The sequence below is a fragment of the Streptomyces sp. NPDC088261 genome (genome assembly GCF_044740805.1).
Classification (GTDB): Bacteria; Actinomycetota; Actinomycetes; order Streptomycetales; family Streptomycetaceae; genus Streptomyces.
Window position 1 is genome coordinate 359,747 of record NZ_JBIURL010000001.1, and the last position, 23,985, is coordinate 383,731.

Annotated in this window: 18 protein-coding genes; 11 read left to right on the top strand and 7 right to left on the bottom strand. The window is 73.1% G+C overall.

Annotation, left to right across the window (positions count from 1 at the left end; translation table 11 throughout):
- Positions 1–632 precede the first annotated feature (632 nt).
- The 6 genes from ACIODU_RS01525 (at position 633) to ACIODU_RS01550 (ending at position 8,888) form a co-directional block, all read left to right on the top strand.
- Positions 633–2,366: a trypsin-like peptidase domain-containing protein gene (locus ACIODU_RS01525; protein WP_401762628.1), complete on the top strand. Its 1,734-nt coding sequence runs from the start codon at positions 633–635 to the stop codon at positions 2,364–2,366.
- On the top strand, positions 2,353–4,602 hold the full coding sequence (locus ACIODU_RS01530; protein WP_401762630.1) for a tetratricopeptide repeat protein: 2,250 nt from the start codon (positions 2,353–2,355) through the stop codon (positions 4,600–4,602). Before ACIODU_RS01525 ends, ACIODU_RS01530 begins: the two co-directional genes overlap by 14 nt.
- Before the next feature lie 25 nt (positions 4,603–4,627).
- Complete coding sequence (locus tag ACIODU_RS01535; protein ID WP_401762632.1) at positions 4,628–6,223, top strand: VWA domain-containing protein; 1,596 nt, start codon at positions 4,628–4,630, stop codon at positions 6,221–6,223.
- Complete coding sequence (locus tag ACIODU_RS01540) at positions 6,220–7,212, top strand: hypothetical protein (protein WP_401762635.1); 993 nt, start codon at positions 6,220–6,222, stop codon at positions 7,210–7,212. Before ACIODU_RS01535 ends, ACIODU_RS01540 begins: the two co-directional genes overlap by 4 nt.
- Entirely contained in the window at positions 7,209–8,465 is a 1,257-nt protein-coding gene (locus ACIODU_RS01545; protein ID WP_401762638.1) for an ABC transporter substrate-binding protein, read from the top strand. Before ACIODU_RS01540 ends, ACIODU_RS01545 begins: the two co-directional genes overlap by 4 nt.
- Before the next feature lie 72 nt (positions 8,466–8,537).
- A complete protein-coding gene (locus ACIODU_RS01550) occupies positions 8,538–8,888 on the top strand; it encodes a CU044_2847 family protein (protein ID WP_401762641.1) in 351 nt (116 codons plus the stop codon).
- 124 nt (positions 8,889–9,012) lie between these two features.
- On the opposite strand, the gene ACIODU_RS01555 is transcribed toward ACIODU_RS01550, so the two are convergent.
- Entirely contained in the window at positions 9,013–9,948 is a 936-nt protein-coding gene (locus ACIODU_RS01555; RefSeq protein WP_356418526.1) for an aldo/keto reductase, read from the bottom strand.
- Positions 9,949–10,075: 127 nt separating this feature from the next.
- On the opposite strand from ACIODU_RS01555, the gene ACIODU_RS01560 reads away from it, so the two are divergent.
- The gene (locus ACIODU_RS01560; protein WP_401762644.1) at positions 10,076–10,291 is read left to right on the top strand and encodes a hypothetical protein; all 216 of its coding nucleotides are present in this window, start codon (positions 10,076–10,078) and stop codon (positions 10,289–10,291) included.
- 710 nt (positions 10,292–11,001) lie between these two features.
- Positions 11,002–11,778 (top strand): AfsR/SARP family transcriptional regulator, encoded by a 777-nt coding sequence (locus tag ACIODU_RS01565; protein ID WP_356418806.1) that lies wholly within the window; start codon positions 11,002–11,004, stop codon positions 11,776–11,778.
- A gap of 121 nt (positions 11,779–11,899) precedes the next feature.
- Here the strand turns inward: ACIODU_RS01565 and ACIODU_RS01570 are convergent, their stop codons facing one another.
- The 3 genes from ACIODU_RS01570 to ACIODU_RS01580 form a co-directional block, all read right to left on the bottom strand.
- A complete protein-coding gene (locus tag ACIODU_RS01570) occupies positions 11,900–14,050 on the bottom strand; it encodes a tetratricopeptide repeat protein (protein ID WP_401762646.1) in 2,151 nt (716 codons plus the stop codon).
- 49 nt (positions 14,051–14,099) lie between these two features.
- A complete protein-coding gene (locus ACIODU_RS01575) occupies positions 14,100–15,320 on the bottom strand; it encodes a hypothetical protein (RefSeq protein ID WP_401762649.1) in 1,221 nt (406 codons plus the stop codon).
- A 331-nt stretch (positions 15,321–15,651) separates the two neighbouring features.
- Positions 15,652–16,698, bottom strand: coding sequence for a helix-turn-helix transcriptional regulator (locus ACIODU_RS01580; protein ID WP_401762652.1), 1,047 nt, complete (start codon positions 16,696–16,698; stop codon positions 15,652–15,654).
- A gap of 111 nt (positions 16,699–16,809) precedes the next feature.
- Between ACIODU_RS01580 and ACIODU_RS01585 the strand changes: the two genes are divergently transcribed.
- Complete coding sequence (locus ACIODU_RS01585) at positions 16,810–17,559, top strand: NIPSNAP family protein (RefSeq protein WP_401762655.1); 750 nt, start codon at positions 16,810–16,812, stop codon at positions 17,557–17,559.
- Positions 17,560–17,601: 42 nt separating this feature from the next.
- Here the strand turns inward: ACIODU_RS01585 and ACIODU_RS01590 are convergent, their stop codons facing one another.
- Positions 17,602–18,384 carry a polysaccharide deacetylase family protein gene (locus tag ACIODU_RS01590; RefSeq protein WP_401762658.1) on the bottom strand — a complete coding sequence of 261 codons (783 nt, stop codon included), beginning with the start codon at positions 18,382–18,384 and terminating at the stop codon, positions 17,602–17,604.
- Positions 18,385–18,694: 310 nt separating this feature from the next.
- Here ACIODU_RS01590 and ACIODU_RS01595 point away from each other — a divergent pair, with 310 nt between their 5' ends.
- Together ACIODU_RS01595 and ACIODU_RS01600 are read left to right on the top strand one after the other, a co-directional pair.
- Positions 18,695–20,293, top strand: coding sequence for an alpha-1,2-mannosidase (locus ACIODU_RS01595; RefSeq protein ID WP_401762661.1), 1,599 nt, complete (start codon positions 18,695–18,697; stop codon positions 20,291–20,293).
- Positions 20,294–20,749: 456 nt separating this feature from the next.
- Positions 20,750–21,670, top strand: a complete 921-nt coding sequence (locus ACIODU_RS01600; RefSeq protein ID WP_401762664.1) for a DUF4232 domain-containing protein — start codon at positions 20,750–20,752, stop codon at positions 21,668–21,670.
- Positions 21,671–21,731: 61 nt separating this feature from the next.
- Here the strand turns inward: ACIODU_RS01600 and ACIODU_RS01605 are convergent, their stop codons facing one another.
- The gene (locus tag ACIODU_RS01605) at positions 21,732–22,232 is read right to left on the bottom strand and encodes a YfbM family protein (RefSeq protein WP_401762667.1); all 501 of its coding nucleotides are present in this window, start codon (positions 22,230–22,232) and stop codon (positions 21,732–21,734) included.
- A 66-nt stretch (positions 22,233–22,298) separates the two neighbouring features.
- The gene (locus ACIODU_RS01610; RefSeq protein ID WP_401762670.1) at positions 22,299–23,825 is read right to left on the bottom strand and encodes a cryptochrome/photolyase family protein; all 1,527 of its coding nucleotides are present in this window, start codon (positions 23,823–23,825) and stop codon (positions 22,299–22,301) included.
- Positions 23,826–23,985 lie beyond the last annotated feature (160 nt).

The following is a 23,985-nucleotide window of genomic DNA, read 5'->3' on the forward strand; positions in this document are numbered from 1 at the left end:
GGTCTTGTTTTGCGTAACGGTAGCCATGCGCCACAAAACACGCTTTACGTCCGGACACACGCACCTCCTCCGACCCCACCCCCCTCACGCCGAGGGGAACGGTGAACGACCCCGCCCGCCCCGGGGGTGGTTGTGGCCCGGCACGCGGGCGCGGCTCACTGATGTCCTCAAACGCCGGACGGGCTGGGGGTGCGTCCGGGCGGGCTGGGTCTTGGTGCCCGTTGCCGGGTGCGGGTTAACGATGTCCTCAATCGCCGGACGGGCTTAAAGACCCGGGGTGGGCCGGGGTTGTTTTGACGCGGGCCTGGAAGGGGGACGGGCAGGGGTCGTGTCCGGAACGTAAAGCGTGTTTTGTGTCGCATGACTACCGTTACGCAAAACAAGACCCCGCACGCGACGTAAAACATGCAGTGCAGGACACGACCCCTGCCCGGCCCCCGGCAACAACCCGCACCCAGGCCACCGGCCCGCAGCGGGCACCACCAAGCCCGTCCGGCGATTGAGGACATCAGTAAGCCGCGCCCACCAACGGCGCCCGAACCGCCCCGCGCAGACCCACCGGACCCCACCGATCCCGGGCGGTTTCCCCGCGCCGGGTACGTCCTGCCCGGTGTCGTACTACGGTGGGAAACATGGGGCAGCATCACCACAGCGACAAACCCTGGCGGGTCAGGGTGGACGACGCGGACGGGACTCCCCGTGGTGCCGGGGTGTTGCTCGACGAACGGCACGTCCTGACCTGCGCGCACGTCGTCAGGAACGCGGGGGCCGCGCCCGGCGGGACCGCCGGCGGTGTGCGGATCACCAGTGTCGCCTGCCGCCCGGAATGGACCAGGACCGCGCGGGTCGCCCCGGGGTCCTGGGTGCAGAAGAACGACACCCAGCGGGGCGACGTGACGCTGCTCCGGCTGGACGAGCCGGCCGACTGCGGGACCCGTACCACCCTGTGGCGGGTGCCGCTCTCCGCCGGCGGCGTGAGCGTGTACGGCTTCCCCGAGGCGTCCGGGACGCTCGGCATGGGGGCGGACGCCGAACTGGCCGGCTCCGGCGGCCGGGAGGGCGAGTGGGGTCTGCTCAACCAGGTCCGCCCCCGGGGCCCGTGGATCGAGCCGGGCTACTCGGGCGCCGGAGTGGCCGTCAGCGAAGGGGAGTTCAGGGGCCGCGTCATCGGCATCGTGGTGGCCGACTACGTGGACGGCGACGCCCACGCCGCCTGGATGCTGCCGACCGAGACCATCCAGGCGTACCTGCCGCAGATCGAGCCGTACACCGACGGCGTACGCACCAACGACCTCGGCCCCTCCGCCGGGAAGTGGCCCGACGACGTGCTGGGCGACTCGCTGCGGCTGGCCCTCACCCAGGAACTCACCCGGCTGCTCGACGGCAGGTGGGCGGGCGCCGTGGTCGTCGGCACCGGCGGCGCGACCGGGGCGGGCGGCTCGTGGCTGGTGCGCCTGGTCCGTACCGCCGATCCCGCCGCCCGGGCCGGCCTGTCCGACGCCGAGATCGCCGGGGCGCCCGGGGACACCGTGCTCGGGCTGGGCGCCATAGACGCGGCGTACGACGCCCGGGGCAGGAGTGTCGAGGACGTACAGGGCTATCTGACCGAGCGGTTCGGGCTCCCGGGCGGCGACGACCGGGACATCGTGCGCCAGTTATTACGCCGCCGCCCGCCGGCCTGCCTGGTGGTGGGCAGCGTCGACCGGGCGGAGGATCCCGGGGAACTGGTGCGCCGGCTGCTGGGGCCGCTCGCGGCCCGCGCCCGGACGCGCGGCCTGCGCCTGGCCCTCGGCTTCGAGGACCGGCCGCCGTCCGGCATGCCGTACGAGGTGTCCCTCGACGCCGAGCGGCTCACCTCGACCGTACGGGGCGGGGCGCCCGGCGGCGTGACCGCGGAGGCGGCCGAGGCGGCCGTCGGGCAGCTGGCGGCCGAGGAGGACGCGGCGGCCCGGCTCCAGGCCGCGTCCGGGCGGTGGTTCTTCGCCGCGCCCCGCCTGCCGGTCGCGGCCGCGCCGCGCCTGCGGGTCCGTACCGCCGTCGCGCGCGGCACCGGGCCCGATCCCGAACTCGCCGCGATCCACCTCCATGCCGCCGCCGCCCGCGCCGAAGTCGCCCGGTTCAGCAAGGAGTTGGGGCTGATGACCGCGGCCCTGGAGGATCTGCGCAAGTCCCTGGAGGTCCACCGGGTGCGGGCCGCGCGGTACTTCGGCGACGAGGACCTGGCGCTCGGCGAGCTGTACGCACCCGCCGCCCGCGCTCTCCAGACCCCGCCGATCGACCTGCCGGCGGCACGGAAACGGGTGCGGCGCTACATCGACGAGGTCAACCGCCGGATCGAGGAGGGGGAGTGGCGTGGGGAAGGGTGAGGCGGCGGAGAAGGGCGGGGGCCGGGCGGCGCAGAGGTGCAACCGCCCCGACTGCGGGCGCGGCCCGATCGACGAGCAGGGCTTCTGCGCCGTGTGCGACCGGCGCCCGCTGGAGCGGGCCCCCCTCCCGCCCGCCGAGCACCAGGCCGAGACACAGGGCGTGAGCATCGGCGTGGCGAACGTACGCCCCGATCCCTGGTACGGGCTCGACCTCGCCGAGGCCGGACAGCTGCCCGAGGCCGTCGACACCCCCACCCCGGAGCCCACGGCGATCGCCGAGGAGTACCGCTTCTGCGACAACGCCGCCTGCGGAGAGCCGGTCGGCCGCGGTCACGACGGCGCGCCGGGCCGCGTCGCGGGCTACTGCCCCCACTGCGGCGCCCCGTTCGACTTCGCCCAGCCGCGCGGCCTGACCATCGCCGGGCGGTACGACGTCGAGCGCTACCTCGGGGCGGGCGCGTACGGCGCCGCGTACCTCGCCCACGACCGCAACCTCGCCACGGACGTGGTCCTGAAGAAGCTCAGGAACACCTCGGTGGCCTCGACGGTGCACCACGAGCGGACGGTCCTGGTCGGGCTGCGTCACGACAGCATCGTCCGCATCCTCGGGTACGAGACCGAGGGCCCGCACCTGGTGCTGGAGTACCTGCCGGGCGCGCCGCTGACGGCGCTCCCCGGCGACCGGCTCGAATTCCTCCTCGCGCACGGGGTCCGCATCCTCCAGGCGCTCGACTACCTGCACGCCAGGGGGCTGTTGCACTGCGACGTCAAGCCGCTGAACATCATCCGGTTCAAGGAGGAGAGTTCCGCCGGGCCGCGCGACCGGGTGCGGCTCATCGACTTCGGTGCCGTACGGACCAGGAAGGACACGGGTCCGGTCACGGCGTACACCGACGTCTACGCGCCCCCGGAGCACGATCCGGAGCACGTACGCCCCACTCCGGGCTTCGACCTGTACGGGCTCGGCGTGACGCTGAAGGAGGTGTCCCGCCTCCACCTGCTGGAGCGCACCGCGCCCGGCATCGACTCGCTGCGCCTGCTGCTGGCGCGCGCCACCGACACCGCCGTGCCCCAGCGCCGGTTCGTGTCGGCCCGGCAGTTCGGTGAGCAGCTCAGCGGGGTGATACGGCAGGTCGTGGCGGCGCCGCCGACGCTGCGGCAGGTGACCAGGCCGTCGGCGCTCTTCGGCTCGATGTCGGAGTCCCTGCACGGTGGCCTGGGGGCGGCGCGCCCGCTCGCCCACTGGTTCACGGCGGAGCTGACGGGGGACGGGGCGCTGACGCTGCCGCCGACCTTCTCCTCACCGGCGCCCGCGACCATCGCGGTGGCGCTCCCGACGCCGCTGGGCGATCCCGACGAGCCGGACATAGCCGAGTCCGCGGAGAGTTCGCTCGCCGAGGCCCGGCTCGCGCTGCGCAGGGACGACGCGGACCTGGCCGAACGCGCCCTGGCCCGCGCGACGCTGCCCCGGTGGCACTGGCTGCACTCCTGGTACTCCGGTCTGATCGCCCTGACCCGCGCGGACGCGGTCGCGGCCACCGCGCACTTCACCGAGGTCCGCGCCGCGCTCCCCGGCGAACTCATCCCCCAGCTCGCCCTCGGCCTGTGCGCGGAGCTGCGCGGTGACCTCGCCGTCGCCCGCTCGCACTACGGCACGGTCTTCGACACCACCCCCGCGCTCGGCGCGGCGGGCTTCGGCCTGGCCCGCGTGCACCTGCTGTCCGGCCGGCGCGCGGACGCGGTGGCCACGGCGGAACGGCTGTCGCAGGAGTTCCGGTACGAGCGGGAGGCGCGGGTGGCGGCGGTACGGCTGCTGGTGACCGTCGCCGCGCCGGAGCCCGGCGGGAACGGCGACCCGGGCGGCGCGGCGGCGGGCGACGCGGTCGGCCCGGCCCGGCCCGCCGACCCGGCGGAGGCGGAACTGGCGCGCGCCCGCGAGGCGTTGGCCCGGCTCGACGTGGGCACCGCGGCGGCGGCCGGGCTGAGCGCCGAACTCCAGTACGCGGAGTATCTGCGCACCGGCGACCGGCTGGCGCTGTCGGAGACGGTCCGCCGGCTCGGCCCGCACGCCGCCACCGCGCGCGACTACACGGCCCTGGTCGATCTGGCGAACCGGCTGCGTCCGCCGCTGGCGTGGCGATGGCGGGGGCGCGAGCGGGGGCGTGAGCGGGGCCGCCGGGACGGGACAGCCGACGGGAACGGTCAACGCGTTTCGGAGAGCCGACCGGGCCGCTAGGCTCGAATTTGGAGGGGGACATGACATGTTACGAGGCGGTCAGGTGACGCCGGCGGGGGACAGACCGCCGTTAGGGCTGAGCTTCGCCCTCGAGGTCGACGCGTCCTCGGACGTCGCGTACGACGACGAGCGGATGGACGCGCTCCTCACGATCAGGGCCCGTACCGACGCGCGAGCGCCCGCCGTGGCGCCGATCGCCGAAGTCCTGATCATGGACAAGTCGCTGTCCATGGCCGGCCAGGGCAAGCTCAACGAGGCGAAACGCGCGATGTGCGCGGCGGTCGACGCCCTCCAGGACGGCACGTACCTGGGAATCGTCGCCGGACACCACGAGGCCGAGGTCATCTTCCCGGCGACCGGCGGCCTCGCCCGTATCGACGCCACGGCCAGGACGGAGGCCAAGAACCGCGTCCTGGACCAACTGCCCGAGGGCGGCACCGCCATCGGGAAGTGGCTGGCCTGCGCCGACCGCCTCTTCGCCACGGTGACGGCGCGCGGAACCGTACGGCACGCCGTGCTCTACACGGACGGCAAGGACGAACACGAGACGCCCGAGGAACTGGGCAGGGCGCTCGAAGCGTGCGCCGACCGGTTCGTGTGCGACGCCCGCGGGCTCGGCGGCGACTACCACTACGCCGAACTGCTCCGTATCACCGAGGCGTTGCACGGCAGCGCGGAGGCGGTCGTCACCGTCTCCGACCTCACCCGGGACTTCACCCGCCTCATGGAGCAGGCCCGCCGCATCGTCGTCCCCCGGGTCTACCTGGGCCTGCGCCTCAACGACCGTTTCCGGCTGGGCTTCGTCCGGCAGACCCTTCCCGTCGAGGCCCACCTGACCGCGCGGCAGCAGCACCGCGACGACGAGATCCACGTACCGCTGGGCTCCTGGCCGCCGGAGGACCGGCAGTACCTCGTGTCGCTGCGGTTCGACCCCGCGACACTGCGCGTCGGCGAGGAGCTGCGCGCCGCCCGCATCACCCTGCGCGCCGAACGGGACGACGGCAGCCGCGAACCGTGCGCCGCCCCCGAGGCGCTCGTCGTGGTGCGCCGCGCCACACCGGACTTCCCGGTCAGGACGCCCGAGAGCCACACCCGGGTCGAGAACCTCCACGAACTGGGCCTCGCGATGCGGGCCTGCGCCGACGCGCAGCAGAGCGGACGGTACGAGCAGGCCGACCGCGAACTGCGGACCGCGCTCGAACTGGCGGCGGCCCTCGGGGACTTCGGACGGCTGGAGCTGCTGCGTTCCGTCACCGTCACCGGTCCCGACGGCCGGCCGCGGCTGGACCGCTCGGCGCCGCGCGGGATCATGCAGCGGCTCGGCCTGAGATCCACCAGGACCAGGGCTCCGGACGACGACCCGATCCATCCGCCGCCGCCGGACGGCGAGCCGCTGCGGCGCCGATGCCTGCGATGCGGTACGACCACCACGGCGCGGCGGCCGCGGCACTGCGAGGAGTGCGGGTACGAGTTCGACGGCGGGGCGGACGGGCAGGGCGGCGGTCGGGGCGGGGATCCCGGCGGTGGTCCTGACGACAACGGCCGGGGCGGCAACGGTCGTAGCGGCAACGGCCCCGGCGGCCGTGGCCATGGCGGCGGCACTCCGGTGGACGCCTTGTGACCGCCCCCGACGGACGCCTCACGACCACCGACCCCACCCCGCCCCGGCGCTCCCCGCGCGGCCCCCTGGCCCGAGGGCGGACCCGGCTCCGGGCCACCCACCCGACCACACTGCTGCGCTGGCTCCGCGCCGGCGTTCTCGCCACCGTGGCGGCCACGGCGCTGCTGTACCTGGTGGTGTCGACCAAGGCCGAGGAGCAGCTGTCCGCGGCCCGGAACACCGACGAGGCGATCAGCGACATCAGGACCGCGCACGGCGCCGCCGAGAACGCGGCCGAGGCGCTCACGGCCGCCTTCGACACCGGGCAGGTCTCCCTGATCGGCACCGGTACCGAATTCGCCAACCAGACCGCCAGCGTCTACACGAACGTCACGTCGGCGGCGGAGGGCAACGCGGCGGGCGAGCGCGGACTGACCCAGTTCCAGTTCGTGCTGGGCCAGTTGACCACCTGCCTGCAATTGGCCGACGCCGCCGTCCGCGACTATCCCCGTACCGGCGCGAAGGGCATGGAGGCCGCCCACGCGGCGCTGACCGACCGGCCGCAGGTGGACCCCGACACCACTCCCGGGGCCATCCCGGGCACCGGCGGTCTCACGGCCTCGCTCGACGACCTCACGGCCACCCAGCAGGAGGCGCTGACCCGGCAGCTCGACTCGGCCTGGCTGGACCCGGCCCACGTCTACCCCCTGCTCGTCGGCCCCTCCGCCGTCATGCTGCTGCTCGTCCTGGCCACCGGCCACGTCGTGGCACGGCACTTCCGCCGGTACGTCGGCCCGGGCCTCCCGATCGCCCTGCTGGCCACCGCGTCGGTCGGCGCCGCCACCGCCGTCCGCGGCGCGCGGGACGCCCAACAGGGCCTGGAGAGAACGCCGTTGGCGGGACATCCGCTGACGATGACGCTCGCGCTCGCGTTGCTCGCCGCCGCGGCCGTGCTCGCGTACCTCGCCTACCGTCCCCGCCTCGCCGAGTACCGGTTCCCGCGGTCATGAGCGCCCTCACCGCGCGCCTGACGCGCTGCGCCGCGGCGCTCGGGCTGCTCCTGACCGCCGTCGCCTGCGGCAGTGGGCCGCGCGACGAGCGGCTGACCGTCATGGTCCCCTGGTCGGGGGACGAATTCCAGGCGTTCTACACGGTGATCAAGACGTTCGAGGAGGACACCGGCGTCCAGGTCGACCTGGAGGTCACCCGGGCCCAGACCCAGCAGCTCGACGCCGCGGTCGCCGCGGGCGCGCCGCCCGACCTGGCCGTACTCCCCAGTGTGGGAGCGCTGAACCAGTACGCCGGGGACCTTCAGCCGCTCGGCGACCCGATCACGGAGGAGTACGCGCAGCCGTTCCGCGGACTCGGCACCGTCGGCGGCCGGGTGCTGGCGGTGCCCGTCAAGGCGGACGTCAAGAGCCTCATCTGGTTCAACCCCACGGTCACGCGTGCGCCGCGGTCGACCAGTCCGCCCGCGCTCCGGGCCCTGTCCGGCCGGGCGACGGGGACCTGGTGCCTGGGCCTGGCGTCCGGTCCGACCTCCGGCTGGCCCGGGGCCGACTGGATCGCCGACATCCTGCTCTCCCAACACGGCACGGACGCCTACAAGAAGTGGTTGTCGGGCCGGCTGCGGTGGAACTCGCCGCAGGTCTCGGCGGCCTGGCGGGCGTGGCGCGGCATCGTCGCCGGCAGTGTCGAGGGGGCGTCCGTCCGGAGGTTCGCGGACGCGGCGAACGGCATGACCACCAAGCCCCCCACCTGCTTCTTCGGTCACGGCACCCTGTCCGCCATGGGCTTCCCGGACTCCGCCGCGGCGGGGACGGCGTACGACTTCGTGACGTCGGCGCCGGAGCCGGTGCGCCGGCTGGAGGTCTCGGCGGACTTCGTCGGCAGGTTCACCACGAACCCGAACGCCGGCCGGCTCATCACCTATCTCTCCGGCGCCGAGGCCCAGCGCACCTGGGTCAACGAGCCCGGGGGGTACGGCTTTTCCGCCAACAGCCGGGTACGGCCCGAGGAGTACGCCAACTCCGCGCAGCGGCGGATCGCCGCGATGCTCCGGCCGGACTCCGGCCACACGCTGTGCTTCAGCGCCGCCGACGCGATGACCCCCGACCTGTCGGCCGCCTTCTACCGGGCGGTGCTCGACTACACGTCCGACGAGTCGCTGCTGCGGACGCTCCTCGACGGGCTGGACCAAGTCCGGTCCAGCAGGGGCGGGTCCCCGGTCCCGCCGGACCAACTGTGCGCGCCTCCGTCCTGACCCCCACACGCCCCCGAACCACCCTCACCCCCTCACCCCCTCACCCCCTCACCCCCTCACCAGAGGAGTCCCATGCCAGACGCCGTCCAGTTCACCCTCGCCGACGGAACCGCCGTTCTCGTGGCACTTCCCGCCCGCGCCGGTACGGGAGCGGTCAGCCTCGGCCGCCGCCTGGAGGCCGCCCAGCAGACCCTTCACGAGGCCCTGGCCCCCATCACCGGCGCCGCCGTCGAGGTGATCGACGGCTTCCGTACCCTCGCCCACCGCCCCGACGAGGTCGAAGTCACCTTCGGCGTGGTCCTGGACGCCAAGCTGGGCGGCGTGATCGCCAGCTCCAACGCGGGCGCCCACCTGGACGTCACCCTCCGCTGGACCGGCTCCCCCACGACCCCGCCCCCCGACGCCCCCACCCCTTCCGCCTGATCCACGCGCAAGGGGCCACCCGGACCTGGTCGACGCCCGGATGCCGGGCTCCATGGACGACGTCCGCTCCGGCGGCCGGCAGCGCCGGCGTACGGTACGGGGCGCTCCCGACGCCCGTACGGGATCAGGGGACGAGGTGGCCCGCGGCGCGGAACAGTTCGTACCACTCCGCCCGGGTGAGCGGGAGGTCGGAGCCCTGGGCGGCGCCCGCGACGCGCTCCGGGCTGGTGGTGCCCAGCACGACCTGCATCCGGGCGGGGTGGCGGGTGATCCAGGCGGTCGCGATCGCGATGGCCGGGACGTCGTACTGGCGGGCGAGACGGTCGATGACGGCGTTGAGCTCGGGGTAGTCGGGCGAGCCGAGGAAGACGCCCGTGAAGAAGCCGGCCTGGAAGGGGGACCACGCCTGGATGGTGATGTCGTGCAGACGGCAGTAGTCGACGATCCCCCCGCCGTCGAGGGTGACCGCCTGCTGCTCGGCGAGCATGTTCGTGGAGACGCCCTGGGCGATGATCGGCTCGTGGGTGATCGAGAGCTGGAGCTGGTTGGCCACGAGGGGCTGGCGTACGTACTTGCGCAGCAGGTCGATCTGGCGCGGGGTCTGGTTCGACACGCCGAAGGCACGTACCTTGCCCGCGGATTCCAGCTCGTCGAAGGCGCGGGCGACCTCTTCCGGCTCGACCAGCGCGTCGGGGCGGTGCAGGAGCAGGATGTCGATGCGGTCGGTCCGCAGGGCCGCGAGCGAGCCCTCGACCGACTTGACGATGTGCTCGTACGAGAAGTCGTAGTACGGGCCGTCCGTGACGATGCCCGCCTTCGTCTGGATCGTGATCTCGTCGCGCTGCGACGGGGTCAGGGCCAGCGCCTCGGCGAAGCGGCGTTCGCAGTGGTGCAGTTCGCCGCCGTAGACGTCGGCGTGGTCGAGGAAGTCGATGCCCGCGTCGCGGGCGGTGCGGACGAGTTCGCGGATCTCGTCGTCGGTCTTGTCGGCGATACGCATCAGGCCGAGCACGATGTTCGGGGCGAGGATGTCGGTGCCGGGCAGGGTGAAGGTCTTCACGACGGTGTGCCTTTCGGGTGTTCAGGTCCGCTCAGGTGTTCAGGTCCGCACAGTGCAAACGGGGCCAGTCTGCACTTTAGGGGGCGGGGGGTCCATCGGCGGTGAGCAGCGGGACCTCGGCGCGCGGATGGCTGAGCCGGTTCGTGACGGCCTCCGGAACCGCCGGGTGCGGGGGGTCCGCGGGTTCTGCCTGAGCCCCGACCGCAGCGCCGCGTCGTTCGGGAAGGCGGCGGACGAGGCCGGCCAGACCTGGAGGGACACCGGCCGGGCGGTGGACGACACGTTCGGCCCCTCGCCCGAGGAACGGGCCGCCCGGCGGCAACAGCCCCCGGGCGACGGGTGACACGTGCCGGTGCGGCCGGGAGGCCACCGCCCGCGCACTCGTCCGCCACACCGCCCACGGCATTTTCGGCGTACATCTGTCAAGTTCACAACACGCCGATTCGGCGTGGCCGACCGGGCGTGGGCGGGCTGGGCCGGAAAGGCCCCACAGCGCCGGGCGGTGGCCGGTCCGGCGAACCAGGAACCACGTCGACCCACCTGGACCAGCCCTGACCAGCCCTGACCAGCCGGTCGGCCACCCCCGCCGGGAAAGGTTGCCCCGACCTCTCTTTTGTCCTGAATCCAGCTGTGCCGCGTGGCCGGTTCCTGGAAGGGTTTGCTCCCGTCGAAAGGTCGTAAGAAAAGCACCCATTCTGGGGGAGCTTTACCCCGTACAAAGTACGTCGGCCCGCCTTTCGGCCGCCGGATGAACGCCGCTGGTCATGATGTCGAAATGGCACCGAAACAGATCCGCCCATGGCCCCTGCCCGACCCGGAATCCGTCTTGTGCACGATGCGCTCAACACCTGCGTCAAACCTGCGGAACGACAATTTTTCTACGCGCGTCATGCACACGAAACAAGGACGATATCAGCACTGCCGGAACGATCAGTCAAACGCCACAGAATTCGGAGACCTGCCGTGGTCAGTCAGCTCACCTCAGCATCACCGGGGATCGTCGCTTCGAACGAGACGCAAGGCCCGCGCTATTTCGTACTGGGGCCGGTGGCGATGTATCAGGACGGCCGGCTGTGCACACCCAGCGCCCTCAAGCAGCGGGCCCTGCTGGTCCTGTTACTGCTGTCGGCCAACACTCCCGTACCGACCGACCGGCTGATCGAGGGGCTGTGGGGGGAGCGGCCGCCGCAGGCCGCCGGCGCGACCCTCCAGATGTACGTCTCCGGCCTGCGCCGCGCCCTGGACCCCGCGCACGGCGCGGCCTCCCGGGACCCGCGGCACCACCCGCTGCTGAGCACCGAGACCGGCGGCTACCAGATGCGGCTGGCGCCCGGCGAACTGGACCTCGACCGCTTCCGCTCGCTCACCTCGTCCGGCCGCCGCCACCTCGCCGCCGGACGATGTCAGGAGGCGGGCGTGGCACTCAGACAGGCCCTGGCGCTGTGGCGCGGGCGCCCCTTCTCCGGCATGGAGCACTCCGGCCGCCTCGGCTCGTACCGGGTACGCCTGGAGGAGGAGCACCTGTCGGCGCTCGGCGACTACATCGACGTGGTCCTGTGCCGCGGCCGAAGCCATGAAGTCGTCGATGTCATCAGTGAACTCAGCGAGTTGTGCGCCACCCACCCGCTGCGGGAGTCGTTCCACGAGCAGTTGATCCGCGCCCTGTGCCGCGTGGGCCGCCGCGCCGACGCCCTCATGGTCTACGCCCGGGTGCGCGGCATGATGATCGCCGAGCTGGGCATAGAGCCGGGCCCCGGCCTCAAGGCGGCCCAACTCGCCGCCCTGGAAGGCCGAGAGCCCTACGGAACCGGGCATCCGCGCTGCCGATGACAGAGCCGGACGGGCGCGGGGCGGGGCTTCGGGGACACGCCCCCGCCCCGCTCACCCGCGTCCGTCCGGCGGCCTGACGCCGGGGCGTGCCACGCCCCGGCCCGCTCACGGAGTGAGCGTGCTACACCCCGACCCGCTCGCCCCGCAGGCAGGAGGCGCGGTGGGCGCGGGCGTCCTCGTCGTCGGTCTCCGCCAGCACCGCCTCGAAGTCGCTCGCGGCCTCGGCGAAACGGCCCGCCGCCTCGTACACCAGACCCCGGTTGTAGCGGATCTCGATGCCGCCGCCGAGCCCGATCGCCCGGTCGAAGTCGGCCGCGGCCGTCTCCAGATCGCCCGCGCCGAAGGCGATCTCCGCCTTGACGGCCCACGCCTCCGACAGGTCCGGGTCGCTCTCCAGGGCCGCGGCGAGCGCGTCGAGCGCGGAGTCCGCCTCGCCCCGCTCGGCCAGCAGCCGGCCCTTGAGGGAGAGCAACTGGGCGTGGCCGGGCTCCAGTTCGAGGCCCGTCGCCACGTCGCGCAACGCGGCCTCCTCGTCGCCCAGTTCGGCGTGCACCCCCGCCCGGTTCAGCAACGCGTCCGTGTTGCGCGGGTCGAGCACGAGCGTACGGTCGAACTCGGCGAGGGCGCCGGTGATGTCGCCCAGCTCCAACCGGGCGTCCCCGCAGTTGTAGTGGCCCTCGGGGAAGGGCGGTTCCAGGGTCAGCGCGTGCTCGTAGTCGGCGAGCGCCTCCTCCGTACGGCCCAGGCGGCGCAGGATGTTGCCCCGGTTGAAGTAGTGGTCGGAGAACGAGTCGTCGAACTTCATGACCACCGCGTAGTCCGCCAGCGCGTCGTCCAGCCGGCCGCTCATCGCGTTGGCCTGGGCGCGGTTGTAGCGCAGGCCCACCCGGTGCCAGCTGCGCTCGCCGAGGCCGAGTTCCCTGTCCAGCCGCTCGATGCCCTCGTCGAGCAGCCGCAGCGCCTCGTCGATGCCCCCGGTGCGGGTGGCGACGAGGGCGAGCCCGTTGCGGTTGAAGACGGAGAAGAACGTCCGCTCCTGCGGGTCCTCCAGGATCGACGCGATGGCGATCGCCTGGTTGATCCAGGCGCGCGCCACGGCCGGATCCCGCTTCTCCGGGCCGAAGTGGCGGGCGTAGAGCATGCCGGTCTCGTACGCGAGTTTCATGTGCACGGACGGGTCGATGGTGATCCGCCGGGCCTCGTCCTGGAGCTCCGCGGACTCGTCCGCACGGCCGGCCGCGGCGAGCGACACCGCGGTGTCCCGGGTGAACTCCCACCAGAACTCCGGCTGTTGCTCCGCGTCGACCAGGTGCAGCCCGCGCCTGCCGTACTCGACGGAGGTCGCGTACAGACCGAGGTACTTGCAGCGGGTCTGCGCCCAGCGCAGCGCCTTGACGCCGTCGGTGGCGCGGGCGCTGCCGCGTTCCAGGTGGTACGTGAGAGAGCCGAGCCGCAGCGAGGGCTCCGCCTCGGCGGCCTCGGCCAGGACGGCGGCGCGCGCGTCGTGCAGCGCGGTGCGGCGGGCCGGGTCCAGCGCCTCGTACGCGGCGAGCTGCTTCGTATCGTCGGAGACGCCGTCGGACTCGACGAAGGCCCGGGCGAGGTCGTCCGGGGAGGTGGTCCCGTCACCGTCGGACGACACCGAATCCGCCTCGGACGACACGATCCGCTCCGTGTACGCGAGGAGGGCCCGCGGCAGGGACTCGGAGACCGGGCCCGGCTGCTCGGGCGGTGTGTCGAGGCCGGTGGCGACCACGACGGTCAGCAGCCGCGCGGGAATCCGCCGCAGCAGCACGGCGAGGAACTCCTGGTCGGTGGGGTCGGCGTGCTCGACGTCGGTCACGACCAGGGTGTACGGGGTGTCCCCCGCCGGGCCGTCCCCCGCCGAGTTGTCCCCCGCCCCGGCGAGGTGGCTCTCGATGAAATCGACCAGACCGTGGCAGACACGCAGCGAGTGCAGGCGCGCGGGATACCGGCTCAGCGCGACGGGCCCCTTGGCGTTCGCCTCCAGGGGCCGCAGGATCGCCGGCACCAGGCCCGCCAACTCGGGCGTGGTCTCCTGGATTTCGATGCGGTGGCGCTGCGCGAGACCGGGGTCGCGCCGCAGCGTCTCCGGAGCGATCTTCCGCAGGAGCGTACCGACCGCCGTGTACGGCCCGCGCAGGTGGCGGTGTGCGCTGACCGTCGCGAGGACGGGCGGCAGCACGAGACCGGCGATCAGCCGGTCACGGTCGGCCCGCAGCGGCGCCTGTATCCAGTAGTGGCTGCTCATGAGCCTGCCTTTCGAGCGGGAAGGGTCGGTGCCCCGGGGCGCGGGGCCGTCAGGCGGTGAGGTGGGTGGACGGAGAACGGCGGCGCGCGCGGCGGTCCCTGAACGCGATCCACACCGGGAGCAGGATCTGCGCGAGCAGCAGGACGAGGAAACCCACCGCGTCCAGCAGGCGCAGACCGCTCGACTCCCCGGAGCCGAAGCGCTCGACCGAGCCCAGGAACATGTGGACGAAGACCGGCAGCAGGGCGAACAGCGTGGTGCTGAGGCTGATCGTGTAGCCGACCAGCACCAGCCACGAGTACCAGCGGGCCGCCTTGAGGTCCACGGGATACGCCGTACTGAGGTCGGTGACCCGGTCGCGCCGGCCGACGAGGCGGAAGAAGCGGTTGCGCAGCGTCTTCAGCGCGACGGTGTGCAGGTCGACGTTGCCGAGCACGGTGGTGATCAATACGTAGATGTCGGTGCGCAGGTAGAAGAAGAACTGCCACAGCAGACGGGTGAAGGTGGCGAAGGCGACGCTCAGGCAGATCCGGCCGGCCAGGGACGGGTCGCCGCCCGCCCCGCCGAGGACACCGGCGAGGACCACCAGCGCGCTCAGCACCAGGACGTCGGCGAGCATGCCCGCGAGGATCGGCAGGTAGCGCTTGCGCCGGGGCACCGCGACCAGCCCGTCGAGGGCGGTCTCGACCACCAGGAAGTAGAAGCGGTACGACATCGACACGCGCGAGCGGATGCCCAGCCGGCGTCCGGCCAGCGCGTGGAAGATCTCGTGCAGCGCGATCAGCGGGGTGACCGCGACCAGCAGGGTCAGATTGACCACGGAGTAGTAGGAGCTGAAGACCAGGTCGTACGACGTCGGCACGAGGCTCGGCGTACGTACCATCATCACCACGGCCGCCAGCACCAGCGCCGCGTAGCAGACCCAGGCGTACGGCGAGAACACCGCGCGGCTCAGGCGCACCCACCGCAGCGGGGCGGTCTCGACGGGGTCCTCGTCGGCGGTCCTGGTGAAGCCCAGCTCCTCCAGCGCCGCCAGGACGTCCTCGACGTCCGCGCTCTCACCGTAGGCGCGGCGGTAGCGGTCCGCGGCCTCCTCGGCGGTCGCGCCGGCTTCGAGCCAGCGGACGAGTTGGGCGCCGTCCGGCGGGAAGACCGCGTACGAGTCGATGTCCGCGCGGCCGATCGTCACGTCGTCGCCGTCTTCGAGATAGACCAGCGGGTGGAAGAGGACCGGCTTTCCCGTGCCCTGGCTGGTGGTCTGTTCCGGCACCGCTCACCCTCGCTTCTCCGTGACCGCCCCCGGTCGCCCTGTGCCGCCGCGCGCCCTGAGGCGGGCGGGTGCCGCCGCCCCGCGAGGTTCCGCGGGACGGCGGTGCGCCCTAGGGCGTTTCCGCCCTAAGCCTGGATCAGGCGCTCGGGTAGACGGAGCAGCCCGCGGTCGTCAGACGGACGGGACCGGCCTTGCGGATCTGGATCTTCTTCATGGTTTTACCTCCTGGAGTGGCGGATCGGACGTACACATTCACCTTCGGGGAGCGCTCCAGAACCTCACCAAAGTCCCGCCAAACGCCGTCCGGCGAGGCAGGACGACGAGAGGGACGTCACGCGCGGCGCCGGCGTTCGCCGCCGTCCCCGTAGGTCCGCGCGAGGGCGTGCGCCGTGTCGGAGATCGCCCGGCGCAGTTCCTCCGGGCCGACGACCTCGACGTCGGTGCCGAGGCGCAGGAGTTCGCCGCACGCGTGCTCGGTGCTCTCCGTCGGGATGACCGCCTCCGTCCAGCCGTCGGCGCCGGCCGGCGTCGCGGTGGCGGCGAACGCCCGTACCACCTCGGGAGGGACGTTCGCGGCCAGCCGCTCGCGGCCTCTCGGGGACAGCCGGACGGTGGCGGTGCCCGTGTACCGGCGCGAGGCGAAGTCGTCCAGGTAGGACGACCAGTAGTCGCGCAGGACGAAGTCCTCAGGCCGTTCGAAGCGCTCGTCGCTCGGCGCCGCGTCGAGGATCTGGCTGATCCGGTACGTGGCGGTCCTGCCGCCGGGCCCGCCCCCGGTCCCGCCCTCCGTCCCGCCCTCCGTCCTGCTCCCGGCCGCCGCCACCACGTACCAGGTGCCCGACTTGAGCACGAGACCGTACGGACACAACCGCCGCTCCACCTCCTGCGGTTCGCGCCAGCGGCGGTACCGCACGTCCACCGCCCGCCGGCCGAACACCGCGTCCACCAGCAGGGGCAGATACGGCGTCGCCTCGGCCTCCCCGTACCAACCCGGGGCGTCCAGGTGGAACACCGCGTCCGCCCGCGTGGCCTCGTCGCGCAGGGCGGCGGGCAGGGCAGCCAGCAACTTCAGCCGCGTCGCCGCCACTTCCCCGCCGAGTCCCAGATCGGCGGCGGGGGCGGGCAGTCCGGCGAGGAACAGCACCCTGGCCTCGCCCTCGCTCAACCCGGTGAGGCGGGTGCGGTAACCGTCGAGCAGCTGGTAGCCGCCGGTACGGCCCTGCTCGGCGTAGACCGGGACCCCGGTGGCCCGCAGGCGGTCCAGGTCGCGGTAGGCCGTCCGTACGGACACCCCCAACTCGTCGGCCAGCCGCCGCGCCGACATGCGGCCACGGGTCTGGAGCAACAGCAGCGTCAGCAGCAACCGGTCGGCGGACATACGGCGATTCTGCTCCGGAACACTGACAGGCCGTGGCACACCCGGGTCCTACGGTCGTGCACGGGCCGGGCCGACCGGCCGCACGACGTACGCCGAAGAACGGATTCCGCTGTGTCCAGTGTGTCCAGAACCGAGCCCGTCCACCGCCCCGCCGTCATCGAGCTGCGCCAGTACACCCTGCGCCCCGGCCGGCGGGACGAGCTGATCGAGCTGTTCGAGAGGGAGTTCGTCGAAACGCAGGAGGAGACCGGGATGTTCGTCCTCGGCTCGTTCCGCGACCTCGACCACCCGGACCGTTTTGTGTGGCTGCGCGGCTTCACGGACATGGAGGCCCGGCGGGAGGCGCTGTCGGCCTTCTACGGCGGGCCGGTCTGGGCCGCGTACGGCCCGCGGGCCAACGCCACCATGCTCGATTCCGACGACGTCCTGCTGCTGCGGCCCTCGCCGGCCGGGTGCGGCTTCCCGACGGATCCGGCCGGGCGGCGGCGGGCGGGGGCGGGGGCGCCGGACGGGTTCGTGGCCGCCGCGCTGTGGCACTTCCCGCCGGGCACCCACGACGGCGGCGCGCTGATCCAGGACGGCCTCGTGCCGCTCCTGCGGCGGACGGGGCCCGCGCCCTTCGCGGTCCTCACCACGGAGCCGGCCACCAACACGTTCCCCCGGCTCCCGGTCCGTACCGGGGAGAACGTCGTCGCGGTCCTCACCTCGTACCCGGACGAGGACGCCCACCGCCGCCACCTCGCCGACGCGGCGGCCGATCCCCTCGTACGGAACGGGCTTCTCACGGACATTGAGCGCGCGCAGAGCTCGGCACCCCAACTCCTGCGGCTGGCGCCCACGGTCCGCTCACTCATCCGTTGAGGGCGGAGGCGAGGGCGGGGCGTCACTTCGCACGAGCCGCGGTCACCGTACGGGGAAACCGAAGGAGTACCCCTGCTCCCGCAGCCAGGGCAGCACCTCGCGCAGGGCCGCCACGGTCTGGGAGCGGTCGCCGCCCGCGTCGTGGAAGAGGACGGTCGGCCCTTCGGTGATCTCCCTCTGGACGGTGGCGACCATGGTGTCCACACCGGGACGTTCAAAGTCCTTGGAGTCGACGTTCCAGCCCAGCGGCCGCATCCCCCGGGACGCCGCGAGGTGCCTGCTGTACGGGGTGAAGGCGCCGCCGGGAGCCCGGTAGTACTGCGGCCGTACGCCTCCGGACGCCTCGGTGATCATGCGTTCGGCGTCCAGGATCTGCTGGGACTGGTACGCCTCGGACTTGGTGTCCATGGTGGTGTCGTGCGAGACGGTGTGGTCGCACAGCCGGTGGCCGGCCGCCACGACGTCCTTGACCAGGTCCGGGTACGCCTTGGCCTGTGTGCCCACCATGCAGAACGTGGCCTTCACATGGTTGTCCGCGAGCAGTTGAAGCACCTGCGGCGTCCAGGCCGGGTCCGGTCCGTCGTCGATGGTGATGTTGACGCCCTGGGGGCCTCGGTCCGAGGCGTGCGCGATCTCCGCCGCGACCTTGGTCACGGTACGGTCCCCGGCCCCGGCGCCCGGCGCCGAGACGCGCGCCTGCGGCTTCGACGCGCCGGCGGGGGCGGCCTGCACGGTCCACATCGAGGCGGCGACGGCCGCCGCCGTCACCCCGAGCGCCGCCGCGAGAACCCGGCTGTGCCATCCCATTCGCCTGTGCCGCGCCATGTCCGTCCGCCCTTGCCGTTGCCGTGTCCGTCTGCCGACTCCACCGGTGCACCGCACCCCTGCCGTGCACCCAGGAGGACATACGAACGGCCCGGCGGGCTCCCTGTGTTACCGATCACAGACGAACCCGCAGGGGCCCGGCGACAAACGGAGGAAGCCCGCGACAGAGAGGGGACGGCCCCGGCGCTCCGGGCCCGGGCGGCGGCGCGGGGCGTTGTCAGTGGGTGCCGGTAGCTTCTGAGTATCCGGGGACGGAGGGTGTCCACGGATCGTCAGCGCATCACGCCTGCTCGCTTACTGAGGGACGCTCATGGAACCGGTCTTCGCGGATTTCTCCACCACTCCGGCGCAGCTGTCGAACGCCGTCGTGGCGTACCACCGGTGCGGAGTCGCGCCCTCGCATCTCTCGGTGGGCTCCGACGGATACATCAAGCTGGACTTCCACGTCGCGGCGGAGGGGCGCGGGGACGCCGCCGAGACGGTCCTCACCGTGACGACCCTCGGCGCGGGTGTTCCCATGGACGTGCTGCTCAACGGCAAGACGGTGGCGGAGGGAGTGACGTTCGCCGGGGCCGACGGGCAGGACGCTCCCCTGGGCACGGACCGGTCCGTCGACCGGGTCCTGTCGCTCCCGGGCGAGCTGCTGACCCCCGGCGACAACCTCCTGGAGATACGGAGCCCCGCCGGCGAGGAGGGCCTGCTCCGGGTGACCGCCCTCACCCTGGACCCCGCCGAGGACGCCGGCCGCGCCCGGCGCGCCCTGGCGGCCAGGGCGGCGACGCGGTCGGTCTTCGCGTTCGACACCGAGCAGCGCCCGGTCGACTCCGCCGTGTGGCAGCCCGCCTCGCGGCTGCTCTTCCACGTCGACCGGGGCGACCGGGCGGTCCCCGCGCAGCTGTCCTGGCGCGGGACGGACGGCGCGGAAACGGCGATAGCGCTGCGGGCCGACCTGTCCGGCTTCCACGGACACCACCGGTCCGCCGACGGCGCGCTCGGTGAGTTCCGCGGCAGGCTCAGCGAGCGCTGGCCCTACCCCGAGGGCACCGCGGACGTACCGCTGCACCGGTTCTCCACCGAGGAGGGGCGGGACGGCGACTGGCGTCCCGCCGGTGAGCTGCGCATCCTGCTCAACGACGGCCGGGGGGCGCCCGTGGAGCGGGTGACCTGGACCGACCGGCGGGGGAACGCGGCGTCGGTCACCCTGACCGCCGCCGTCCCCACGGCGGACGCCGGCGCCGCCACGCCGCCCGGCGAACTGCGCGACGTCACCGACACGGTCGCCGGTGTCGAGGCGAGCGACGAGTTCGAGGCGGGCGGGGAGGTCGCGCGGAACGTCCTCCGCAAGTCCCGGAGCAAGTGGCTGGTGCACGACGACACCGCCGATCTGGACTTCACCCTGCGGAGCCCGGCCGCCGTCGCGTCGTACCGCCTGACCACCGCCAACGACGCCCCGGACCGCGATCCCCGGGACTGGCACCTCCAGGGCTCGCACGACGGCGGTACGTGGACGACGCTCGACACCCGTACCGGCGAGCGCTTCTCCCACCGCTTCGAGACGAGGGACTTCACCTTCGCCAACACCACGTCGTACCGCCGCTACCGGCTGCGTATCACCGGCAACGCGGGCGGCGACGAGATCCAGCTCAGCCAGGTCCAGTTCCTCGCCGGCGCCGGCCGGGCCGCCACGACGAGCGCGGCGGACTTCATCGGCTACTACGGGGCGGCCGGGGAGGCCCCGACCGGGTACCGGGGTACGACGGTTCCCGGACCGGGGTCCGACCACCCGGGTGAGCCGACGGACGGGCCGCGGGAGAAGCTGCTCGCGGCCGATCTGACGGACACGGCCCAGGACTTGGACGGGGCCGCCCGCCTCCTGGGAAAGCTGGCGGAGTACCTCCGTACCTCCTGACCCGCGCCCGCCGCCGGGGCGGGAGCGTCGTGGTCCAGGGTCCAGCGGTCGACGCGGCGTACGGCGGTCCACCGGCCGCCGGCGGGGCCGGTACCCGTACGCGAACCGTGGCGCCCACCGGCGACGGGGTCCGGCGCGAGCTCTGGGGAAGGGTCTGGGGAAGGGCACGCAGGAAGGTGTCGGGGACGGGGTGGAGCAGTCAGGGTCTCGCCGGACCCGAACTCCGGTCCGGGGTGGCGGTCCCGGGTGCCGGTCCCGGGTGCCGGTCCCGGCCCGCCGACAGGCGCCGGACGTAGTCGTGCGGGATGTGGCCGGCCACGGCCCGCACGGTCCAGCCCGAGACGTCGACGACAGCCACAACCGGCCCGAGCGGTGCTGCCGCTTGTGACAGCCCTGTGACCCGAAGTGTGACCTCCGCCACGCGCGCGGGGCCAACTCCCCGATGAGGATGACCGGATGAGCCGACGACCCGCCCCTCTCCGCCCGCGCCCCGCCGCGACCGCGCCCCTCCTGGTGGCCCTCGCCGTGATCGGCCCGCTGCTCACGGCCTGCGGGTCGGAGAGCGTGGGCGCCGGGAGCGCCGGCGCGGGCGGGGGCGCGGGCGCCGCCGCGTCGCCGACCCGTACACCGGTCGCCGATCCGGGCATGGACGGGGTACGGATCACCTCGTTCACCGTTCCCGGGGACTCGGCGATCTCCGCCGCGTACGAGGTCACCAACGACGGCACCGAGACCCTGACCTACTCGGTCATCTTCACCTTCACGAGCAGTGACGGCGGGGCCATGGACAACAAGGACGTGACGGTACGGAACGTCGCCCCCGGGAAGACCGTGCGGGGCACGGTCCGGGCCGACCAACTGCCCTCCTCCGCGCCGCTGGTGACCGGGGCCAAGGTGTTCCGGGTGCTCAAGGTCCCCGCCGCCGAGGCCCCGGCCGAGCCGGGCACCTGCCCCGCCTCCGGGATCCGGGTCAGCGCCGACCGGGGCGACGCGGCCATGGGACTGCGCGTCGTGGGCCTGCACCTGGACAACTGCGGTACGGACACGTACACCGTCGAGGGCTACCCCCTCCTGGAACTCCTGGACGACGACCGCGAGCCCGTCACCGGCGTCAAGATCCTCGACGGCAGCAACGAGATCACCACCGGCGCCGGCCCCGACGAGCCACCCCGCCCCGTCACCCTCAAGCCCGGCGAGTCGGCGACCGCCGGCCTGGTGTGGCGCAACACCACCCAGTCCGGAACACCCGTGAACGTCCCGTACGTACGAGTCCGCGCACAACCCGGCGCCGCCCCGGTCACGGTCACCCCAGGCCTCGACCTCGGAACGACGGGCAAGCTGGGCGTCAGACCATGGAAAAAGACGGAACTCCAGTAGAGCCCGCCGAGCGTGACCGTCCCCCGAACACCCCCGGACATGCCCCGGGACGCCCCCGCATTCAGTCGAGCCAGACCAGCATCCCCTCGTCCGCCGAGGCGGCCGCCTCGAAGAAGCGCGTCAGGCCGTCGTACCAAGGGCGACCCCACTCGAGCATTCCGGGCTCGTCCCACCCCAGGGGATACACCTCCGCCCTGGTGAGGTCGGCGGGGTCGACGCCCTCGACAAGCCGCTCGTACGAAAGGGTGCGCAGCGTTCGCGCTGCCAGCCGGACCCGGTCGGGCCGCAGGCAGCGCGGAGGGCCGTAGCCCCAGTCGTCTCCTTCGGCGAAGGGCTCCTCGCCGAAGATCACGTCCACCGGAGCCTCGGCACGCGCCAGCAGGAAGCGGAGCAGGTCCCAGGCCTTGTACGTGGTGAAGTGGCGCGCCCCGGCCGGAGAGGGCTTCGACTCCCCCTCGGAGTCGCGGACTTCCTCGACGTGGGCCAGCGCCCAGGCGGGGTCCCGGATCGCGCGGTCCAGCTCGGCAGCGGTCACACGTACGTACTCACCGATCATGCTCATGGGGGAAGGCTAGGCACGGCCACTGACAACGGCACCGCGCCGACCGGTGGGTGGGTAAGTGGGCCGTCACGGAGGTGTGTTGCCCCGTTGCCTTGTTGTGTTGAGGAGTTCCGGGAGGTCCGTCAGGCGGTCCAGGCCCCTGACCGCCTGCGCTGTGCGGGGGTTGGTGGACAGGCGGGAGCGGTGGCGGTGGAGGAAGGACCAGTAGCCCGTCGTGTAGGGGCAGGCCCGGGGGCCCGTGCGGTGCGTGGGGGTGTAGGGGCAGGGCGCGCACAGGTCGCTCATCTTGTTGATGTACGCGCCCCCGGAGGTGTACGGCTTGGTCGTCATGAGGCCGCCGTCCGCGTACTGCGACATGCCGACGACGTTGGGGAGCATGACCCAGTCGTAGCCGTCGACGAAGCAGCGGTGGAACCAGTCGGTGACCGCCGCCGGGTCCCAGCCGTCCTGGAGGGCGCGGCTGCCCAGGACCATCAGGCGGGGGATGTGGTGGGTCCAGCCGGTGTCCCGTACCTGACCGAGCACCGTGGAGAGGCAGTTGGCCGTCACCGCGTCCGCGTCCAGCTCCAGGAACCAGTCCGGCAGCGGGGTGGTGTGGTGCAGTGTGTTGCGGTGGCGGTAGTCCTCGCCGAAGTGCCAGTACACCTGCCACACGTACTCGCGCCAGCCCGCGATCTGCCGTACGAAGCCCTCGACGCTGTTGAGGGGCGCGGCGCCGGTACGGTACGCCCGTTCCGCGCGCTCCACGCATTCCGCCGGGTCCAGGAGGCCGAGGTTCAGGGGGGCGGAGAGCAGGCTGTGGCTCATCACCGGGTCGGCCGTGAGCATGGCGTCCTCGTAACGGCCGAAGTCCGGCAGCCGGTGGCTGACGAATCGCCGCAGCGCGGACAGCGCCTCCCGGCGGGTGGCCGGGAAGCGGCGCGGTCCGTCCCGGCCGACGAAGGAGACGTCGCCGTCGCGCTCCCAGCGGTCCAGGTCGTGGCGGACCTCGTCGTCGACGGCGTCCTCGCGGGGCCGCCACGGGCCCCGGACGTCGAGCGTCCGCTGCCCGCGCGGCGGGGGTTCGCGGTTGTCGTGGTCGAGGTTCCACCGGCCGCCGGCGGGCTCGTCGCCGTCCATGAGCAGGCCGTGCCGTTCCCGTACCCACCGGTAGAAGCCCTCCAGCCGCAGGCCCTTCCCGCTGCCCCGGCCGGCCCACTCGGCGAAGTCGTCGTGGCTGACCAGGAAGCCCCTCGCCGGCAGGATCTCCACGTCCTCCCGCGCGGCGGCGAAGTCCAGCGCCCGGCGGGAGGTGGGGTGGTGGACGGTCAGGCGGGGGCGGCGGTGGGATGCCGGGGTCCCCAGGGCCCGTTCGAGGCCCTCCGCGTACGTCTCCGCGCGGATGTACGTGACCCGGTCGCCGAGTTCCGCCGCGCGGTGCCGCATCGCCGAGAGGATCAGGTGGGCCTTGGCGCGGTGGAAGCGGCGGCGGCGCAGTACGGAGCGCGCCTCGATCATGATCAGTGGCGCGTCGGCGTCGGGGCCGCCGTGGCGCGGGTCGAGGAAGTGCGGGCCGAGCTGGTCGCCGAACAGCCAGTGGGGGCGTGGTGTCATGACGTACCACCCACCTCTCCGGCTCGCGGCTGCTGACGGACGGCTGACGGCTGACGGCCGCACCCCGCGTCCCAGCCTGTCAGGCCGCGCGCGGCGCCCGCCGCCGACACTCCGGGGACCGTCCGCGACCCGCCGCCCGCCCACGGGCGTCCGTACGAGG

Excerpts from the sequence above, each read along its gene's own strand:
- ACIODU_RS01525 (WP_401762628.1), top strand. The coding sequence starts at position 633 with ATGGGGCAGCATCACCACAGCGACAAACCCTGGCGGGTCAGGGTGGAC.
- ACIODU_RS01535 (WP_401762632.1), top strand. The coding sequence starts at position 4,628 with ATGTTACGAGGCGGTCAGGTGACGCCGGCGGGGGACAGACCGCCGTTA.
- ACIODU_RS01545 (WP_401762638.1), top strand. The coding sequence starts at position 7,209 with ATGAGCGCCCTCACCGCGCGCCTGACGCGCTGCGCCGCGGCGCTCGGG.
- ACIODU_RS01550 (WP_401762641.1), top strand. The coding sequence starts at position 8,538 with ATGCCAGACGCCGTCCAGTTCACCCTCGCCGACGGAACCGCCGTTCTC.
- ACIODU_RS01560 (WP_401762644.1), top strand. The coding sequence starts at position 10,076 with ATGGCTGAGCCGGTTCGTGACGGCCTCCGGAACCGCCGGGTGCGGGGG.
- ACIODU_RS01565 (WP_356418806.1), top strand. The coding sequence starts at position 11,002 with ATGTATCAGGACGGCCGGCTGTGCACACCCAGCGCCCTCAAGCAGCGG.
- ACIODU_RS01570 (WP_401762646.1), bottom strand. The coding sequence starts at position 14,050 with ATGAGCAGCCACTACTGGATACAGGCGCCGCTGCGGGCCGACCGTGAC.
- ACIODU_RS01580 (WP_401762652.1), bottom strand. The coding sequence starts at position 16,698 with ATGTCCGCCGACCGGTTGCTGCTGACGCTGCTGTTGCTCCAGACCCGT.
- ACIODU_RS01590 (WP_401762658.1), bottom strand. The coding sequence starts at position 18,384 with ATGGCGCGGCACAGGCGAATGGGATGGCACAGCCGGGTTCTCGCGGCG.
- ACIODU_RS01595 (WP_401762661.1), top strand. The coding sequence starts at position 18,695 with ATGGAACCGGTCTTCGCGGATTTCTCCACCACTCCGGCGCAGCTGTCG.
- ACIODU_RS01600 (WP_401762664.1), top strand. The coding sequence starts at position 20,750 with ATGAGCCGACGACCCGCCCCTCTCCGCCCGCGCCCCGCCGCGACCGCG.
- ACIODU_RS01605 (WP_401762667.1), bottom strand. The coding sequence starts at position 22,232 with ATGAGCATGATCGGTGAGTACGTACGTGTGACCGCTGCCGAGCTGGAC.
- ACIODU_RS01610 (WP_401762670.1), bottom strand. The coding sequence starts at position 23,825 with ATGACACCACGCCCCCACTGGCTGTTCGGCGACCAGCTCGGCCCGCAC.